Source organism: Exiguobacterium sp. s145, assembly GCF_018618835.1.
GTDB classification, from domain to species: Bacteria; Bacillota; Bacilli; order Exiguobacteriales; family Exiguobacteriaceae; genus Exiguobacterium_A; species Exiguobacterium_A artemiae.
Map to the genome: position 1 here is coordinate 318,364 of NZ_JACSMV010000002.1, position 16,992 is coordinate 335,355.

Below are 16,992 nucleotides of genomic sequence, written 5' to 3' on the forward strand. Positions count from 1 at the left end.
ACCCCTCACTCGACGACAAGACGAATCGTCGATCCTGTTTTGCCTTGCGTCACTTCAATTTTCGCATCGACCCGTGACTTCAGTTCCTGAACGTGACTGATGATTCCGACCATCCGGCCGCTTGCCTGAATCGAAAGCAGTGTCTCGATCGCCTGCTCGAGCGATTCCGGATCAAGCGTACCGAATCCTTCATCGATGAACATCGTCTCAAGCGATACACCTCCGCTCGCTTCCTGCACGACTTCCGACAGACCGAGTGCCAAGGCGAGTGAGGCCTTAAAGCTTTCCCCGCCGGACAACGTCTTGACGTGACGAGTCTGCGACGTATAGGCATCAAAAACGTTTAAATCAAGACCGTATTTCTTCAAGCCTTTACCGGCTTCCGTCTTCCGTTCGAGCAGGAAGCGTCCGGACGTCATCCCGTGCAAGTGACGGTTCGCCGCCTGCAGGATTTCGTCAAAGTAGGCGGTCTGGACATACGTTTCAAACGTCATCCGTTGCGCGTTCTCTCCGACACCGACCCGGGCCAGCTCACCGAGGATACCGTACCGTGCATCCTCCGCTTCGATTTGTTGCTGAAGACTCGACCAGGCATCGACCAGTTGTTTGATGTGCAACTGTTCTTTCTCAACGCCAATCCGGTAATCCGTCGCTGTCGCCAGTTCCGCTTCCGCTTGTCTGACGAGCGGACGAAGAGCCGTCAGATCCGGACGATCCTGTTGCTGAATCAGTTGTCGGATCCGCCCAAGACCACTTTCGACATCCTGCCGTTTTCGCCGGTCGGCTTCGAGTCGCTCCGCTAACCCTTCCATCATCTGTCGTGTCAGACGGGCCTGCTCGAATTGTTCGACTGTCTCGAAGCGTTCTTCCTGTAAACTCCGTTCAAACACGCGTTTGACTTCCGTCTGCTTGGATGTATGGGTCGCCAATTCTTCTTCGATATGCTCGAGGCGTCCACTTCGTGCCGCGACTTCTTGATCGAGCCGTTGTTTTTGATTCTGACTTGCTGTCCGTGCCGCTTCAAACTCCGCCAATCGTTTTGTCAGTGTCTGCTGTTCGATTTCCAACTCACGACGTGACGCCTCATCCGGATTTCGGTTCAGCATGCCTTCAAGCCGAGCGAGCTCCAGCAACAGTTTCGACTGCTGATTCGTCTCCTCTTCGATTTGCCGGTCTGCCTGTTCCAATTCCGTCTCGATTGTCCGGAGCTGTTGCTCCAGTTGCTGTTTTCGTTCCTGTTGTTGCTGTAATCGATTTTCTTGCCCTTTCAAGTCGTTGATTTCAGAACGAATCGCGGTCACATCGGTCGGAACCGGTTGTCCGTCCGCAAGTGTCGCGAGTTCCTGTTCGAGTTGCCGTTTCCGTTCCGCGACTGTCCGGTACGTCGCCTGTAACTCCTGGTGCGCCGATTGTGCGGTTAAGTAGGACTGATGCAACGCTTCGACATCGAGCGCTTCCATTTTGACAGCAAGTTGCGGATGCGTTGCACTACCGCAGACCGGACATGCTTCCCCGTCATGCAGATGTGCCGCAAGTTCCGCTGCCAGTTGACGGCGTTCATTCTGCCGGCCAGCCGTGTACGTTTTTTCGGCCTGTTCTTTCTCCGCTTTCACGCGTGTCCCCTGCTCGATCAGCTGCAGTCGCTCGGCTTCATTCCGTTGCCACTCTAAGTGTTTCTGTTCGATGGATTGCAGGACGAAGCGGCGTTCCTGTAAGGACAGACGGATGCTCGAATCGTCGATCATCATCGAAATCTCTGCCTGCAGCTGTGTCCGTTCACTGCGCTGACGAGTCCGTTGTTCACGTAATGCGTCCGGATTCAGCTTAGCAACGGCACGCCGTAAGTCTTCTTGTTGACGCACCAATTGTTCTTGATCCTTCAGCCGTTGCAGCTCTTCCGTGATTTGCTCCAGGCGCCGTGACGCCTCGCGTATTTCCGGTTCCTGCATCGTCAATTGCTCAACGGTCCGGTTGACCTGGTCGAGTTGCTGTTGCAGGTGCTTGAGTTCGGACAGGACGGTTTGTTTCGTCCCGGTCAATTGCCGGACCGATTGTTCCTCCGACTGAAACGTTTCGTACACCCCTTGGATGGCTGCTGCCCGGGAAGCCGCGTCATATTGTTCTTTCTGGCGTATTGTTTCCGGCAACGTCAAGGCGAGCTGTTGTTCGAGATGTAACAATTGATCGTACTCGGTAAATGTCTGCTCGAGGTGCTCCGCCTGGCGCAGCCGCTCCGTCAACTGTTCGACCGTTTGACGTCCTGTCTGTTCCACCGTTTTCGCCTGTTCAATTTTTTCATCAAGTGCTACAAGCAATGTATCTGTTTGGTGACGGATTGTCGTTTCCGTCGCTTCCGACCAGTTGAGGTCGAGCGGTAATTCTTCGAGCTTCGCAAGCTGCTTCGTTTTCGTTTCTTTGATCGCCGCAGCAAGATCCAGCGCTTTCCGGTGCAGCCGTTGCTGAAACTCCCCATAATGTTCCGTCTTGAACAACTGCTTGAGGATCTGCAGCTTATCTTTTGACTCCGCCATCAACAGTTCGCGGAACTTATTTTGCGGGAGCAGCAGGATTTGCGAAAACTGTTTGTGGTCGAGTTGCAACAGTTCCTGCACCTGCTGACGGATTTCCGGAATTTTTAGCGCAAGAGGTTTCCAGCTCGTCCCATCATGCCGGGCGAGTTCCGCCTCATGTCCGTAATCCGTTTTATTGACCGGATGCGGCTGACTCGGTTGCCGGATAATCCGGTAGCGTTCGCCTTTTAACAGAAATTCGAGTTCGACTTCCGTCTTGTGTTCCGGTTTCGCGAAATGACTGCGCAAATCGCTCATTTCCCGTTCCCCGCCTGACGTCTCGCCGTACAATGCAAACGTCAATGCATCAAAAATCGTCGTTTTTCCGGCGCCGGTATTCCCGGAGATGACGAACATCGTCCGTCCGCCGAGTGCGCGAAAATCAATCGTCTGTTCGTCGGCAAACGGTCCGAACGCACGTAGGGTTAATCGTTCTGGACGCATGCAGCTTCCTCCTCTAAGACGGTCTGCATCGCATCCGTCGGTTGTTTTTCCCTTACCGCTTCATAAAATTCCCGGAACAGATCCGTTAGCGTCGCCGCCTGCACCTGATCGCGTGATGCCTGGACCGCCCGGGTACTTTCGCGTGTGAATCCGGTCCGTTCGAGGTGAAGAATATTCGGATACAGCTTCTTTAATTTCCCCATCGGATCAATCAAGGCTTCGGCATCCGTCAGGTTGATTTTAATGTAATCGTCCGTCGCTTGTGTTTCGACGAAGACCGGATTCGTCAGTTCGGCAAGACTGCCTGTCAGTTCACGCAAATCGCGCTTGGCCGTCAACGGTTCGAAGCGACGGTCAAACGTCCCGTTTTCGTTCAGTGTCAAAATATCGACGCCTTTGACATGACTGGCTTCCGAAAACGAATATTTCAATAACGAACCGCTGTACCGGATTGTCTCCGACTTGATCGCAAGTGGATTATGCAAATGTCCGAGCGCCGTATAGGTGAACGGAGCAAACGCACTGGCGCTGACCTGTCCCGCTGTCCCGACCGACAATTGGCGTTCGGAATCGGTCTCAAGCCCGCCGATGACAAAGGCATGCCCAACGAGGACACTTGGTCCATCGATGTCCAGCGTTCCGATGATTTTTCGCATCGCGTCATCATGCGTCCGGATTGTTTCATCCTGATAGACATAGCGGACGGTCGCCGGATCTGCGAACGGCACCGGATAAAAACGGACGCCGTTGATCTGAACCGGTTCGATCGCCTCCGTCAATTTACCTGCCAGGTGAAGACCCGCCCGTTGTAATAACGGTGTACCGAAACTCAGCCGTTCCGCTGAATCATGGTTGCCGCTGATCGCGACGACCGGAATCTTCCGTTCCAGAACAATGTCGGCTAACACCGTATCAAGCAGTTCGACCGCTTCCGTCGGCGGGACGGCACGGTCATACAGATCACCGGCAATGATGACCGCGTCCGGCTGTTCCCGGTCAAGCAATTGTAGAAATTCCTGGAGAACAGCCCGCTGATTGTCGAGCATCGATTCGCCATGAACGATTTTTCCTAAATGCCAATCGGCAGTATGAATCCATTTCATCTCTCATCACGCTCACTTTTCCTCTATAATATCCTTATTTTAGCATGACTTGAATGGTTCTGACGATGATCTGACCGATTCCAAACCAAGTAAAACCCATTGCTTGACCGATAGTCTCCCGGTCAAGCAATGGGTTTTATGATGCATCATGTTTTAAAGGTCAGTCCACGTTCACCAAGCAACTGTTTTAACTTCGGTATCGAAGAAGGTCCGATTCCGTGCCACTGCAGAATATCATGTTCATGATACATCGCTAACAATTCCAATGATGTCACGCCGTGTTCACTCAGGGCCCGTTGTGCCGGCTTTGCGAGAAGCTCAAAAGGATTCGCCTCAGGTTTGTCTGAATTCATTATAGCTTCCTCCTGACAATAGACAAAAACCGCCTTCCTGTTTAGCTGGAAGGCGGTTTTTCGGACGGCTTAATTGTCATCTTCAGTGGGTGTGGCGCTTTTGACGAAATCGTTTGACCGACGTGAAGATGGACACTGATCCTCCGATGATTGCCCCGACGACAATCCCGGTCGTAAATTTTCCTCCGGGATTCTTCGCAGAACCTGGTTCAATTGCTGTTATATGTTCTTCCTGCTTCTGCTCGAATAACTGTTGGAGAGGGGAGGATGTAGGCTCGACTTCGACAATCCGGTCAACTTCCTGTTGACGGTCTTCCCGGCGTTCGACGCTGCAAGGTGACAGATAGAACGGATTCAGGTTCGTCCGATACCGGTCTGGATTCCAATTCGCTTGCTGAACGGCTTCAGCTGCATGGTCTGTCCGCTTCGTCTGATCCAATGACTGGATCGATTGATCGAATTCTTGTTTCATCGTAATCACTCCTCTTCACATTCAATTTCACCAAAAATCTCCGACTTACGTCTGAAGTCTTATTTACCTCTTTTTTAAACATCTAAAACATGTATCGAAAAAAATGTTTTACTTTTTTGTGAATATTCCGGTGAAATAGTTCTCATATACTCGTTTGGCCTGCTGAAGATTTGCTTCGCCATGGAGAAGAATTCGCCCGTCGGCAAAAGCCGTAATCCGGTAATCGTCCGCCTTGAACATCAGCAGATATGGATTCTGGAGACAGCTGATCCCGTGTGTAGTCAGCTCCTGTTCAAGCCGGACTAAATCCCGCGGTCCTTCGCCGCGGATTTGAACCGTATCCCGTCCGCACAAAGTCACGAATTGAACGATCGGTGCATTCAGATACGGATAGACCGGATCGTCTCCGCAAGACGGGCACGCGGATTGTCTGAGAGAACCGACGTTGATTTGACTCTGATGATTGTCCCAGACGTCGAACGACAGCAACGTCTGCCGTAAGGCGTTGTCCGCTCCCGTCAAATACTTCAAGGCTTCCGTCACTTGATGCGCCGCGACAAGCTGGACGACGGGACTGATGACGCCCGACGTCTCGCATGTCTCCTGCTGTTTCGGCAGATGTTCAAGCAGACAATGCAGACAAGGTGTCTGTCCGGGGCGAATCGTATAAGTCATGCCGTAACTGCCGACGCAGGCACCAAAAATCCAGGGAATACCGCTTTTTGCCGCCACATCATTGATCAGCATCCGGACACCGAAGTTGTCTGTCGCATCAATCATTAAATCACTGCCGCGGACCAAACGTTCAATATTTTCCGGCGTGACATCTTCGACGATTGCCGTGACGGAAACCACCGAATTGACTTTGCCGAGCCGGCGTTTGGCCGCAACCGCCTTCGGCAAATGATCCTGCACGTCCTGTTCCGTATAGAGTTGTTGCCGTTGCAGGTTGCTCCACTCGACATGATCCCGGTCAATCAACGTGACGTGTCCGACCCCTCCCCGGACAAGCTGTTCGGCATTCGCAGTCCCGAGTGCACCGGCACCGATGATGACGACGTGACGATCCGCCATTTGATCCTGCCCCTTTTGTCCGATCGGACGAAATCGGACTTGCCGGCTGTACCGATCCGTCACGGTCGGCTGATCCCGGTCATCGGACTGCTTGCCGTCGCATACCGTTTTTTCTCGATCCGTCCCGCTTCAAAACCGAGGCGCCCCGCTTCGACCGCCAGTTTCATCGCCTGTGCCATCTTAACGGGATCTCCGGCGTGGGCGACGGCTGAATTCAACAGGACAGCATCCGCTCCGAGTTCCATTGCGTAAGCCACGTCTGCCGGTGAACCGATGCCGGCGTCGACGATGACCGGGACCGTCAGTTGTTCGATGATAAAACTGAGCGCAAGCGGATTCAGAATCCCCTGACCGGAACCGATCGGTGATGCGGCCGGCATGATCGCATGACAACCGAGTTCTTCGAGCCGGCGCGCCAGCAATAAATCGTCGGAAGTATACGGTAAGACGATGAAACCGTCCTTGATCAGTTCCTCTGACGCCCGCAACGTTTCAACCGGGTCCGGCAATAACGTCTTGTCGCACCCGATCACTTCAACTTTGACCATATCGCACATCCCGGATGCGCGGGCAAGTCGGGCAAGGCGAACGGCTTCCTCCGCCGTCTTTGCACCCGCCGTGTTCGGCAACAAATCGTAGCGGTTTAAATCAAGTGCCGCGAGCGGGTTGGTCTGTCCTTTGGCAAAGACGTCGAGCCGTCGGACTGAAAACGTCAGAATGTTCGTCCCGGATGCTTCGACCGCCTGTTGTTGCGTCGTTGCATCCGGATATTTTCCCGTTCCGAGTAACAAGCGTGAAGCAAATGTTTTTCCACCGATTTCTAACATGATTCATCCTCCTCCTACAAAATGAACGATTTCAACGACATCACCGGGTTGGACGGTCGTGTCCGGATAACGGGACCGATCGATGATCTGCCGGTTCTGCTCGATGATGACGATTTTTCCGTCAATCGCCAGATGTTGCAATAAGTCGTGTAACGTCGTCGTTTCTTCGATCAATGCGTAGTCTTTTCCATTTAAACGAATGTTCACTTCGTTTTCTCCCCCTGTCGCTGGTGACTAAAAGCACCCAACATCACTTTCGGTTTTTGCCCCATGATGCAATCTGCCAGCACAGTCGCCGTCGCCGGTGCCAGTAAGATGCCATGCCGGTGATGACCGGTTGCGACGAATAATCCTTCGATGCCGTCCACCGGTCCAAGATACGGCAGACCGTCACCGGTTTGCGGTCGGACGCCGGCCCACGCTTCGACAAACACAGCTTCCGCAAGCGGCGGATAGAGCCTGATGGCTTGATTCACTAACAAACGAATACTGTCGAGACTGACGGTCGTCGATTCATCCCCGGACCGTTCCGTCGCTCCGATGATGATTCGTCCGTCTGCTTTCGGAACGAGGTACACCTGTTCATTAAATAGTGTCCGGTCGAGCCATCCGGTCATGAGGCGCACGGACAGGCATTCCCCCTTGACCGGACATGTATCGATTGTGATGCCGATCGAACGTAACACGGCTTCCGATCCACGACCACTGGCGACAATGATTTGTCTGCCTGTCCGCAGACCCCGGTTCGTCTCGGCGCCGATGATCCGCTGTTTGTCCCGAACGAGCTGCGAAACAGATGTGTCTTCTTCAATGACTCCGCCCCGTCGTTCGATCGCGCTCCGTAAAGCCTGCGTCACTAATCGGGAATCGATTTGTCCAACTTGTTCGAACGTCAAGAATTGATTTCCTCGATGCAGGCAAAACGGCTGTTCCAGATAACCGCTCCCGAGACCGGTCTCGTCCAACAATTGCCGGACCAGCTCCGGATACAACGTCCGGCTCAGCGCCGCCAGTTCGTGTAACGGTTCCGGCAGTTCTTCGTCTGTCGCAAGCATCCCTGCCGCTGCCCGTGTCGTCCCTTGTCCGGCTGTCGACTGGTCAAGTAAACGGACAGTTTGTCCGCGTTTAAGCAACTCATAGCCGAGCGTCAAACCGATCATGCCGGTCCCGATGATTAAGACATCCGGTCGTGTCATCGTTGCATCACCTCCCGGAACCGGTCAGCTGCTTTAAGCGAATTCGCTTGCCCGAGAATCCCCGACAAGACGGCAACGCCCAAACAACCGGTCGCAATGACCTCCTGAACGTTGCCCGGTTTGATGCCGCCGATCGCAATGACCGGAATCGAGACCTGCTCGACAATCTGTTTTAAGGCATGCAGTCCCCGCGGCGGTACACCGGGTTTTGATCCGGTTTCAAAAATGTGACCGTACATCACGTAATCCGCACCGGCTTGTTCTGCTGCTGCCGCTTCCGTCAGCGAATGGACCGATTGACCGATCCGCAGTTCCTTAAAACGGCTCCGGACACGATCGACCGGAATACTGCGTGTCGTCAGTTGAATCCCGATGCCGGTGACGAGAGCGACGTCAAGCCGGTCATGGACGATTAATCGTTCCGCCGGCACCCCGCGTTTCATTAAAAACTCAATACAGGTCACCAACTCCCGTGCGGACCAAAGCGGTTCCCGCAGATGAATCCGGTCGACACGCATCGCGAGTTCCGGTAATGTATGTTCCAGCGTTTCCCAGCCCTGTTGACCGGTTGTCATCAGATGTAACTGGCTCATCATTTCCCCCTTTCCACACGAAAAAGGACCACCCCATGAACTGATGGAGTGGTCCTACAAAAAAGGGCGACAGCCGTCGCATCCTCTATGAATGATCGGAATCCACTTCCCTCCGCTAGTACGAACTAGATCAGGTTCAAAGGGTCCGGATACTTCCGTCTCAGTCTGCTGCGAGACTCCCCTAGTGTAGATATTGATTTGTGTGGTACGCCTGTAGTTTACCACGGGTAGTCCGATTTGTTCTACCCTTGATTAATGTCGCATGTCCGCTTCGACCGCTTTGACCTGCTCGATCAAGCGTTGGTATTCGTCGACACGTTTCGTTTGCGACAAGTCATACGTTTGTTTTAAGCGTAAAACCCGGATGACCTTCTGATCGAGATCGGCTCTCGACAATTTATCTTGTTTGATCCGTGCCATGATTTCCTTGTGGACGGACGTATACGCACCCGGAGCCGAGAACATCGCCATGTCGGCACCGTTTTCAAGCGCAAGACTTGCGGCCTGGGCAAGACCGTACTGTTCCGTAATCGCTCCCATGACGAGATCATCCGTGATGATGACTCCGTCAAACTTCAGTTCATCCCGCAAGACGCCGGTCATGACCGGTTTTGACAATGAAGACGGACGGTTTTTGTCGAGGGCCGGGAACAGGATGTGCGCGACCATGACCATCTCGGCCCCCTCTTCAATCGCCCGCTTGAACGGGACCAGTTCCGTCTGTTCGAGTTCCGCTTTTGTCGCATCGACCCGCGGCAGACCGACATGGGAATCGACCGTCGTGTCACCGTGTCCCGGAAAATGTTTGACGACCGGAACGATGTCTTCTTTTTTCATTCCCTGCATCAACGGCACACCCAGCCGTGCGACCTGTTGCGGATCCGCACTGAGTGCCCGGTCGCCGATGATCGGATTCGCCGGATTACTGTTCACGTCAAGAACCGGGGCGAAGTCCATATTAAAGCCGTAAAAACGGGAAATCGAACCAAGTGTCTGTCCGACTTCCTTCATCAATGCTGGATCATTTTTTTGACCGAACGACAGACTCGGTGATAATTTGAGCTGTGCGTCCGGGACCCGACTGACGCGTCCGCCCTCTTCGTCAAAGCCGAGAAACGCTTTTGCATCAGCCGGTTGGGCTTCAGCAATCGCTGCCGTAAAGGTTTTCAGTTGATCGGTCGACGTGATGTTGCCGCCGAGTAACAGCACACCACCGAGTGCATGATCCTGCAACAGCGTTCGGTCGGCTTGTGTCAGAGCTGTTCCCGTCACACCGATATACAGCAACTGATCGACTTTTTCCGCCGTCGACATGTTCGAGACGGTTTCTTTAAGTTGTTTCTCTGCCCGCTCAGCAGCAGAAGGTCGATCCGGCTGCGGCGGCTTTGTTTTCTTCGCCGGCTTCGGTTGCGGTTCGACCGGTTGTGCCGGCTCGTCAGCACAACCGGCGAGGAGGACACTTGCCAACAGAACAGGAACCATCCGTTTCAAATCGGTTCCTCGTTCCGGACGCCGTTGATCGAGTAATAGACTTCAATTTCTGCGTTCAGCGATTGTGAGACCGAGCAGTATTTGTCTTTTGATAAGGCAATCGCCCGGCGGACTTTATCGTCCGGTAAATCACCTTCAAGCCGGTAATGAATTGAAATCGTCGTGAAACGCCGGGGATGATCATCCGCCCGTTCGCCTTCGATATCCATTTCAAATGACGTCAGCGTCAAACGCATCTTTTCTAAAATTGAGACGATATCGATGCCTGTACAACCGGCGACGGCGTGAAGAAGGAGCTCTGTCGGCCGGGGTGCTTGATTGTCTCCGCCGTTTTCTGGCGCGGCATCCATCGCTAAGTGATGTCCGGATTCGGTCTCCCCGCTAAAACCCATCTTGTGATTCCAAGTGACTGTTGCTTGCATCAAGATCACGTCCTTTTCTGATTTAAGTGATGTTTCCTACTCTGTTAGTATACCCGAATCTGTGACAGGTGAAATTGACTGTCTATTCACAATAATGCTTCTTTTTCTGTGTCAGGCAAATCCGGTTTCCGCCCTTGTTAAATCATGCTATTCTGATAAACGATAGTTTTTTTGCGCACAGGCGCCAGAAGTGGGGAATTATTTATGTCATCATCATCATCGACTCGTTTGAGTCAAGCCGACTGGCTGTTAATCGCGACGTTATCCATGTTGACGTTTGTCCTTGGAACAAGCGAATTCGTCATCGTCGGTATTTTATCTGAAATTGCGGACGGTCTGAACATCACGATTGCAAAAGCCGGGACACTCGTCTCCGCCTTTGCGATCGCCTTCGCCATCGGAACACCGATTACGATGTCCTTGACCGGACACCTCGAACGGCGGAAGTTAATGCTCAGTCTGATTTTCGTCTGGATCATTTTGAATATCTGCAGCGGGATCGCACCGAATTATGAACTGTTGCTGTTGTCACGAATCGTGACGGCTGTTCTGACGGGTGTCCTGATTTCACTGGCAATGGTCGTCGCAAGCGACAGTGTGCCGATCGCGAAACGCGGCGTCGCTGTCTCCTTCATCTTCGGTGGATTCACGATGGCAAACGTCCTCGGTGTGCCGATTGGCACATTCATCGGACAACATGCCGGTTACTCTGCCACGTTTTGGCTGACGAGCAGTCTTGGTGTCGTCGCTCTGCTTGCTGTTTTGAAAGTCGTTCCAGTCCAGCAATCGGAATCATCCGGTTCGATCCGCGAACAGCTCAGTTTACTCGCCAATCCACGGATCATGATCGCCTTTTTCATTCCCTCATTCGGATTCGGTGCGACATACGTCGTCTATACGTATCTCGTGCCCGTGCTTGAGTTGGAACTGAAATTGCCGTCAGCCTGGATCAGTCCGATTTTACTCGCTTACGGTGTCGTCTCGATCTTCAGTAACATCTTGGCCGGTAAAATCGCCAGTCGGAATCCGATCGGCCGTCTCCGGTTCGTCTTCATCGTTCAGGCGATCGTCCTCGCTGCTCTCTACGTGACGACAGCGTCGGTATCGCTTGGCCTGATCAACATTGCCTTGATGTCCTTGATGTCGATTTTATTGACGACGTCGACGCAAATTTATCTGATCGACCTGGCAGAAAAGTTTAATCCGGAAGCGAAAGGGCTTGCTGCTTCCCTGATGCCGGTCGCAAGCAACGTCGGGATTGCCTTCGGTTCCGCACTCGGCGGACTCGTGTATGCAAACGGTCCGATCATGAACATCGCCCTTGTCGGTGGTGCCGTTGCTATACTCGCAGCTGCGTTGACGGCGGTCAGTCACCGGCTCGATCAACATTCATAAAAAAAGCGTCTGTTTCCATGGTGTCCTCTCGTGAGGCACACGGAACGGGCGTCTTTTTGTAGCGGAGACTCAGACCGAACCTTACAACACTGTTAGGTGAACGTATCTAATTTGTTGCTTTATTTTCCAATCGGCATGGTACGGTAAAGTCAGTTGTTCATCCCACTTACGAAAAAGGAGATTTTACTATGAAATCGTATTATGCCCTTCCATTAACAGCCCTCTTACTGACAGCGACGGTTAGTCCGGTCACGACATTTGCTGCAACACCGACTAAAGGCGAGACAGCGAAACCATTATCAGAAAAAGCACTTGCAAAAAAGAAAGCGGCGATTACGAAACTCGCGACGTCTTTGATCGGAACACCATATAAAGAAGGCGGGACGACAACAAAAGGCTTTGACGCATCCGGCTTCACACAATACGTTTATCAAAAAAGCGGTCTGACACTCGAGCGGACAATTGCGAAACAAGCCGCTATGCCGCTGAAGACGGTCACATTCAAAAAAGCCGTCCCGGGCGATCTGTTGTTCGTCCAGGCGAAAAAGGCGAAATCACCGAACTTCGTCGGAATCTACACCGGGAAAAACAAGTTTGTTGCCGTGACGACGAAAAAGGTTGAATCGCAGGACCTGACATGGAGTTACTACACGAAACAGGACATCATCATCAAATCGTATCAGTGAAACAAAAAACGCAATCTGAAACTCTTGAAGAGTTCCGGATTGCGTTTTTTTGGAGTTATTAAAGTTGTTCGTTAGTTCAAGACAAGTTCATTGAGTGTAGTTTCTGCTCGTTTTAATTTGTCCTTGATGTTTCCCTCATACAAGACGCGGTTTGATATTGCGTCGACGACAAGGACATTGATAACACCGTCACCAGTTCGATTCGCCGTGTAAATCAAATCATCTTTCAGCTCGGTATACTCACCTAATCCAGACTCATCTAATACTAACGGGATACCTATCTTATATTTTGTCGATTTCTTCGATGCCAGATCATAAACTGCCCATATTAAATCTTTTGGTTCGCGTTCAAGTAGGATCAGTTTTGTTCCATCCGCACTCAGTTCGGTTTGGTTAGCACCAACCGACTTTAATCCTTTTAAAAGTTGAGATGTTTTTCCGTCGCTCATATATACTTTTTCTATTGTCTCATCTGATCCTTCTACACCTTCCGACGTATAATAAACAATCGTTTCATCATGGATTCCTAGAAGATAGAACTCATCTTTAGAGGTAAATGGTAAATTGATTTTTCGAATCGTTTCGTTTTTTAAATCAATTTTGTATAACAATGTTTTTGATTCGGATTCATAATCTCGCGCAATAACATACATACTGTTTCCAATCCGTTTATACGGATAAAGCTCGGTTTTTCCTAGCTTCCTAGCTTCAGCAGGTGCCGGAAATATTTTTTTGACGACACGCTGCTTGCCGTCTTCCCAGTACTGCAGCTCCCATTTGTCATTGTCTGGCGCACCCGTCGCATATGAAATTCCATCCTGTTCCAGCGTAATGACGTAATCGTTACGCATAAAGCGTCGGAAATCGTTCGGTGCATTTTTTTCATCAAATGGGCTTTCAAACAAACCGCTAACTAGACTATCCTCCGTCTTTTGGACACGACCGTCTAATCCAACTTTATAATCCATTTTTTTTAACCCTTGATCATGAAGTTCTGCATGAACGGAACGGACAGCCTGCTGTTTCGGGTCGCCTTTGACCGTCTCAACGATAAAGTCCGATTCATCAATCGATTGAATAAATATGGTATAGATACCTATCGTCAAGAAGCTGACAACAGCCAGTATAAGTACAAATTTAAATTTTCGCATGACGTCCTCCTCAGACCGAAATTTTCCATTTTAATAAGCGCAGGCTTTTCCAAATCGTATAAATAAAATAGAGAACAAAAATCGCTATCATGATTGCAGATATTTCCTGTGACAAAAAGATATCGAGCGTTTCAATGACGTACATACCGCCCATCATGATGACGACAATAGCAATGACTTCAAGGACGATAAACAACAGTCCTTTTGCTTTGCGATACGACCGTTCCAGCAGTACGAGCATAAACAAAAAGCTGACCGTAAACAGGGCAAGCGTTACAATGACGAGTACATCTGACAGATTCATCGTATACAACTGTTTTAAAGTCCGTGACAATCCAAGAGCAGAAGTTGCACGGTAATCGTCTTTAATCAGCCAGTTGAAGATCACATAGCTGAGCTGGATGACCACCCACTGCAAGCCGATAAAGCTGATGATGACAAGAGCCAGAGCTGTCCATTTAGCAAAAAAGATTTTGGCCCGGCTGCCCGGTAAAAGCAGTAAACGGTATATGTACTTGGACTCTCCGAGCCAGTCCCGGTACCAGATCTGAACGGCATACAGCAAGACAAGAGCTACCCCGATCAGGATGATATAGCTGAAATACGAGCTGGCCTGTTCAAACGATAACTTTTCAATCGTTCGGATTGCTTCCGATTCGCTTACTTTCGCGTAGCTCATATAATCCTGCACCTGACGTTCATGATAGATGACCCGTCCGACGACGGTCAGGATTTCGATACTCGCCATCGCGAGGATGACGGAGACAATGATTTTCCAGCTTCGTTTCAACTCTTCGTTCGTTAACATCAGGTATTGTTTCATCGTTGATAGACCTCCCGCATCCGGTCCTGGACCGATTTTCCGTATACTTCGCGCATCTCTTCCGTATCATGTTCATCAATGATCCGGCCGTCCTGTAAAAAGACGACCCGGTCAATCAAATGTTCGATTTCAATGATTTCGTGTGTCGTCATCAGGATGCCACGTCCTTCCATGTAATGACTCGAAAAAATCCAGGCAATCTGTTCTTTCGTAAATAAATCAATTCCGGCGAACGGTTCGTCAAGCAACAGGTACGGACGGTCGAGTGCAAAACCAAGCACTAAACTGAACTTCGCCTGATTTCCTTTTGACAGTTCTAAAATCTTGTCGGTCGTCAATAGCTTGAACAAGCCCATCAATTCTTCCGCGACCTTCGGATTCCAGTCCGGATAATAGTCACTCATATAAAGCAGGGCATCACCAATCGTCATGTAACCGGGCATCGTTTGTAGATCTGGAACAAAGGCGATTTTTTCACGTGTGACTTCTTCGTCGACGAGGACGGTTCCGGCATCGACCGGGACAAGTCCCATGATCGCTTTTAAGATTGTTGATTTACCTTCGCCATTTAAACCGATCAGGCAAGTGATGCTGTCCGGACGCACCGAAAAGGAGACACCTTCAAGAATCGGTTTTTTACGACCGTATCGTTTTTTCAAGCCATGGACTTCAAGCATCGATCTTCCTCCGTTCCGTTGATTGATACATCGTCTCGACTTTCGTGACGACTTCACCGAGCGGAATCTGAATTGCCTGGACCGCCTCGATGAACTGGGCGACTGCTTCATCCAGCATCTCCGTCCGAACTTTTTTGACTACTTCCTGATCCATCGTGATTTTACTTGGGACGTTCCGTTCTGTCGTGATCAAGTGTTGTTCCTCCATTTCCTTATAGGCTTTCTGTGCTGTATTTGGATTGATTCCAAGCTGCGCAGCGATTTCACGGCGTGATGGAATTTCCTGCCCGCATTTCAGTTCTTCCGTCGCGATTTGTTCCTTGAACCATCGGACGACTTGAAGATACACCGGGCTTCTTTGGTCAAATTGCATCGTGGTCTTGACCTCCCTTTCCCATTTACTGTATTAAAACAGTAATACACTTTCTCTCTGTATCATACGCGTAGTACAGTTGACTGTCAATCCATTTCCAAAAAATATTTCCCCCCTAATTCATAGGGATAGAATTAGATGGCAGATATAGTGCCTGTAACTTTTTTTGCTGCTTCATTTACTTAAAACATTTGCATTTTTAAAATATTTTAAGTCCACGATTAAATTTCTCATATCAATACTCTTTTGAAGGTTGCGCAAACAGAAAGAGAGAAAGTGCACTTTGATCAGCACCTTCTCTCTTTCCTTACACTATTTCGTTCAGTATATTTTTCAAATAATCCATGTTTTCAACGACACTAACGTCTTCTTTAAAACGCTTAATGGTATGACTAAAATTTTTTTTATTCGCAATTTTCGTAACTCCTGAACACACATTTAATATACAGTTGAGTTTTTTAGAATTTCCACCAATGAAGTAGTGGGACATATATTTTTTGTCTTCCGAAGCAATGATCACCACTGTTGCAAAATCCAATACATCCTCCACATATTCCTCTGTTATTAGTTTGTCTGAAGAACATGCCGCTTCAAATTCATAACTGCTGAAAAATGCTATGTTGCCGCTTAATACATCTAATACGGATTTTCTATAAATGCAATACACGCCGCAAATCGTATCAGACGAAGGTAAGAATGGGTCCTCCATCACTCTCGCAATTTTTTCGTCGTTTTTATCGACGGAAATGGCATGAAAACGTTCCACCATCATTTGATCTATAAACGCTATATTTTTCGCACCGAATTCTTGCGGAGAATATTTATCCAAGCTGTTGTCAACCTTTCCTATAGTTTATAAAATCAACGCTGATGCCATTAATGAAAAGCATACTAAAATACCGCACTCATGACGGAGGCGGTATTTTGAATTCATTTAACTTATTTTTGATATTCAAGAATTGTTTGTTGCATTGGAATACCTGACATCGGAACCGTTCGCTCAATGAACAAATATCGTTTCCCGTTTACTAAAAAGCGGCGGTTCCCTAAGTATTCGACCAATTTCCCGTCTTGCTTCAGCTTCTGCTCGATTGCTTTCACGTGCTCATCTAGTGTATAGAACCGATCATCAAAAGTCATCGAGATGTTTTTCTTCCGAAATCCTAACAGATAACTGAAGAAAAACCAAAACATTCCGCCTGCAGCAAGTAACCCTAAAACAACGTCCATATGAACCTCCCCTTTCGTATAGTTAGACTACGCATCCAGAAAGGGCTTGGTTCCCATTTATAAGAATAATAAAATAAAATTATCCATATAAAGAAAATCATTGGTCTATTCA

19 protein-coding genes and 1 riboswitch are annotated in these 16,992 nt (G+C 49.8%); of the genes, 2 read left to right on the forward strand and 17 right to left on the reverse strand.

Going from position 1 to position 16,992, the window contains the following annotated elements; genetic code table 11:
- Nucleotides 1-5: 5 nt before the first annotated feature.
- The 11 genes from KNQ07_RS04740 to KNQ07_RS04790 all read right to left on the reverse strand — a co-directional run bounded on the left by KNQ07_RS04740 (nt 6) and on the right by KNQ07_RS04790 (nt 10,545).
- Nucleotides 6-3,014, reverse strand: a complete 3,009-nt coding sequence (locus KNQ07_RS04740) for an AAA family ATPase (RefSeq protein WP_214765031.1) — start codon at nt 3,012-3,014, stop codon at nt 6-8.
- Nucleotides 2,996-4,117, reverse strand: a complete 1,122-nt coding sequence (locus tag KNQ07_RS04745; RefSeq protein WP_214765032.1) for an exonuclease SbcCD subunit D — start codon at nt 4,115-4,117, stop codon at nt 2,996-2,998. The genes KNQ07_RS04740 and KNQ07_RS04745 overlap by 19 nt, the downstream gene beginning before the upstream one ends.
- A gap of 146 nt (nt 4,118-4,263) precedes the next feature.
- Complete coding sequence (locus KNQ07_RS04750) at nt 4,264-4,470, reverse strand: helix-hairpin-helix domain-containing protein (protein WP_131973025.1); 207 nt, start codon at nt 4,468-4,470, stop codon at nt 4,264-4,266.
- An 82-nt stretch (nt 4,471-4,552) separates the two neighbouring features.
- Complete coding sequence (locus tag KNQ07_RS04755; RefSeq protein ID WP_131502886.1) at nt 4,553-4,942, reverse strand: hypothetical protein; 390 nt, start codon at nt 4,940-4,942, stop codon at nt 4,553-4,555.
- A gap of 108 nt (nt 4,943-5,050) precedes the next feature.
- On the reverse strand, nt 5,051-6,079 hold the full coding sequence (locus KNQ07_RS04760; RefSeq protein ID WP_214765033.1) for a thiazole biosynthesis adenylyltransferase ThiF: 1,029 nt from the start codon (nt 6,077-6,079) through the stop codon (nt 5,051-5,053).
- A complete protein-coding gene (locus KNQ07_RS04765; RefSeq protein WP_214765034.1) occupies nt 6,076-6,843 on the reverse strand; it encodes a thiazole synthase in 768 nt (255 codons plus the stop codon). Before KNQ07_RS04765 ends, KNQ07_RS04760 begins: the two co-directional genes overlap by 4 nt.
- A gap of 3 nt (nt 6,844-6,846) precedes the next feature.
- A complete protein-coding gene (thiS, locus tag KNQ07_RS04770) occupies nt 6,847-7,050 on the reverse strand; it encodes a sulfur carrier protein ThiS (protein WP_012370100.1) in 204 nt (67 codons plus the stop codon).
- Nucleotides 7,047-8,039 carry an NAD(P)/FAD-dependent oxidoreductase gene (locus KNQ07_RS04775; RefSeq protein ID WP_214765035.1) on the reverse strand — a complete coding sequence of 331 codons (993 nt, stop codon included), beginning with the start codon at nt 8,037-8,039 and terminating at the stop codon, nt 7,047-7,049. The genes thiS and KNQ07_RS04775 overlap by 4 nt, the downstream gene beginning before the upstream one ends.
- On the reverse strand, nt 8,036-8,632 hold the full coding sequence (gene tenI, locus KNQ07_RS04780) for a thiazole tautomerase TenI (protein ID WP_214765040.1): 597 nt from the start codon (nt 8,630-8,632) through the stop codon (nt 8,036-8,038). The genes KNQ07_RS04775 and tenI overlap by 4 nt, the downstream gene beginning before the upstream one ends.
- A 90-nt stretch (nt 8,633-8,722) precedes the next feature.
- A riboswitch (TPP riboswitch) is annotated at nt 8,723-8,825 on the reverse strand.
- A gap of 59 nt (nt 8,826-8,884) precedes the next feature.
- The gene (gene nagZ, locus KNQ07_RS04785; RefSeq protein WP_251139479.1) at nt 8,885-10,114 is read right to left on the reverse strand and encodes a beta-N-acetylhexosaminidase; all 1,230 of its coding nucleotides are present in this window, start codon (nt 10,112-10,114) and stop codon (nt 8,885-8,887) included.
- 5 nt (nt 10,115-10,119) lie between these two features.
- Complete coding sequence (locus KNQ07_RS04790; protein ID WP_214765044.1) at nt 10,120-10,545, reverse strand: OsmC family protein; 426 nt, start codon at nt 10,543-10,545, stop codon at nt 10,120-10,122.
- Nucleotides 10,546-10,749: 204 nt separating this feature from the next.
- Between KNQ07_RS04790 and KNQ07_RS04795 the strand changes: the two genes are divergently transcribed.
- Nucleotides 10,750-11,940 carry an MFS transporter gene (locus KNQ07_RS04795; protein ID WP_214765046.1) on the forward strand — a complete coding sequence of 397 codons (1,191 nt, stop codon included), beginning with the start codon at nt 10,750-10,752 and terminating at the stop codon, nt 11,938-11,940.
- Nucleotides 11,941-12,128: 188 nt separating this feature from the next.
- Complete coding sequence (locus KNQ07_RS04800) at nt 12,129-12,626, forward strand: C40 family peptidase (RefSeq protein WP_214765047.1); 498 nt, start codon at nt 12,129-12,131, stop codon at nt 12,624-12,626.
- Between the two features lie 71 nt (nt 12,627-12,697).
- Here KNQ07_RS04800 and KNQ07_RS04805 read toward each other — a convergent pair whose 3' ends face one another.
- From KNQ07_RS04805 to KNQ07_RS04830, 6 genes are all read right to left on the reverse strand, one after another.
- Nucleotides 12,698-13,777, reverse strand: a complete 1,080-nt coding sequence (locus KNQ07_RS04805) for a hypothetical protein (RefSeq protein WP_214765049.1) — start codon at nt 13,775-13,777, stop codon at nt 12,698-12,700.
- A gap of 10 nt (nt 13,778-13,787) precedes the next feature.
- Entirely contained in the window at nt 13,788-14,600 is an 813-nt protein-coding gene (locus tag KNQ07_RS04810; RefSeq protein WP_214765051.1) for a hypothetical protein, read from the reverse strand.
- On the reverse strand, nt 14,597-15,277 hold the full coding sequence (locus tag KNQ07_RS04815) for an ATP-binding cassette domain-containing protein (RefSeq protein ID WP_214765053.1): 681 nt from the start codon (nt 15,275-15,277) through the stop codon (nt 14,597-14,599). Before KNQ07_RS04815 ends, KNQ07_RS04810 begins: the two co-directional genes overlap by 4 nt.
- Nucleotides 15,270-15,650 (reverse strand): GntR family transcriptional regulator, encoded by a 381-nt coding sequence (locus KNQ07_RS04820; protein WP_214765055.1) that lies wholly within the window; start codon nt 15,648-15,650, stop codon nt 15,270-15,272. The genes KNQ07_RS04815 and KNQ07_RS04820 overlap by 8 nt, the downstream gene beginning before the upstream one ends.
- Before the next feature lie 307 nt (nt 15,651-15,957).
- Nucleotides 15,958-16,479: a hypothetical protein gene (locus KNQ07_RS04825; protein WP_214765057.1), complete on the reverse strand. Its 522-nt coding sequence runs from the start codon at nt 16,477-16,479 to the stop codon at nt 15,958-15,960.
- Nucleotides 16,480-16,589: 110 nt separating this feature from the next.
- Nucleotides 16,590-16,880 carry a hypothetical protein gene (locus KNQ07_RS04830; protein WP_214765058.1) on the reverse strand — a complete coding sequence of 97 codons (291 nt, stop codon included), beginning with the start codon at nt 16,878-16,880 and terminating at the stop codon, nt 16,590-16,592.
- Nucleotides 16,881-16,992: the final 112 nt, after the last annotated feature.

What these genes read in the sequence shown, in the direction of transcription:
- KNQ07_RS04740 (WP_214765031.1), bottom strand. Translation starts at nt 3,014, where the DNA reads ATGCGTCCAGAACGATTAACCCTACGTGCGTTCGGACCGTTTGCCGAC.
- KNQ07_RS04745 (WP_214765032.1), bottom strand. Translation starts at nt 4,117, where the DNA reads ATGAAATGGATTCATACTGCCGATTGGCATTTAGGAAAAATCGTTCAT.
- KNQ07_RS04750 (WP_131973025.1), bottom strand. Translation starts at nt 4,470, where the DNA reads ATGAATTCAGACAAACCTGAGGCGAATCCTTTTGAGCTTCTCGCAAAG.
- KNQ07_RS04755 (WP_131502886.1), bottom strand. Translation starts at nt 4,942, where the DNA reads ATGAAACAAGAATTCGATCAATCGATCCAGTCATTGGATCAGACGAAG.
- KNQ07_RS04765 (WP_214765034.1), bottom strand. Translation starts at nt 6,843, where the DNA reads ATGTTAGAAATCGGTGGAAAAACATTTGCTTCACGCTTGTTACTCGGA.
- KNQ07_RS04775 (WP_214765035.1), bottom strand. Translation starts at nt 8,039, where the DNA reads ATGACACGACCGGATGTCTTAATCATCGGGACCGGCATGATCGGTTTG.
- tenI (WP_214765040.1), bottom strand. Translation starts at nt 8,632, where the DNA reads ATGAGCCAGTTACATCTGATGACAACCGGTCAACAGGGCTGGGAAACG.
- nagZ (WP_251139479.1), bottom strand. Translation starts at nt 10,114, where the DNA reads ATGGTTCCTGTTCTGTTGGCAAGTGTCCTCCTCGCCGGTTGTGCTGAC.
- KNQ07_RS04790 (WP_214765044.1), bottom strand. Translation starts at nt 10,545, where the DNA reads ATGCAAGCAACAGTCACTTGGAATCACAAGATGGGTTTTAGCGGGGAG.
- KNQ07_RS04795 (WP_214765046.1), top strand. Translation starts at nt 10,750, where the DNA reads ATGTCATCATCATCATCGACTCGTTTGAGTCAAGCCGACTGGCTGTTA.
- KNQ07_RS04800 (WP_214765047.1), top strand. Translation starts at nt 12,129, where the DNA reads ATGAAATCGTATTATGCCCTTCCATTAACAGCCCTCTTACTGACAGCG.
- KNQ07_RS04805 (WP_214765049.1), bottom strand. Translation starts at nt 13,777, where the DNA reads ATGCGAAAATTTAAATTTGTACTTATACTGGCTGTTGTCAGCTTCTTG.
- KNQ07_RS04810 (WP_214765051.1), bottom strand. Translation starts at nt 14,600, where the DNA reads ATGAAACAATACCTGATGTTAACGAACGAAGAGTTGAAACGAAGCTGG.
- KNQ07_RS04815 (WP_214765053.1), bottom strand. Translation starts at nt 15,277, where the DNA reads ATGCTTGAAGTCCATGGCTTGAAAAAACGATACGGTCGTAAAAAACCG.
- KNQ07_RS04820 (WP_214765055.1), bottom strand. Translation starts at nt 15,650, where the DNA reads ATGCAATTTGACCAAAGAAGCCCGGTGTATCTTCAAGTCGTCCGATGG.
- KNQ07_RS04830 (WP_214765058.1), bottom strand. Translation starts at nt 16,880, where the DNA reads ATGGACGTTGTTTTAGGGTTACTTGCTGCAGGCGGAATGTTTTGGTTT.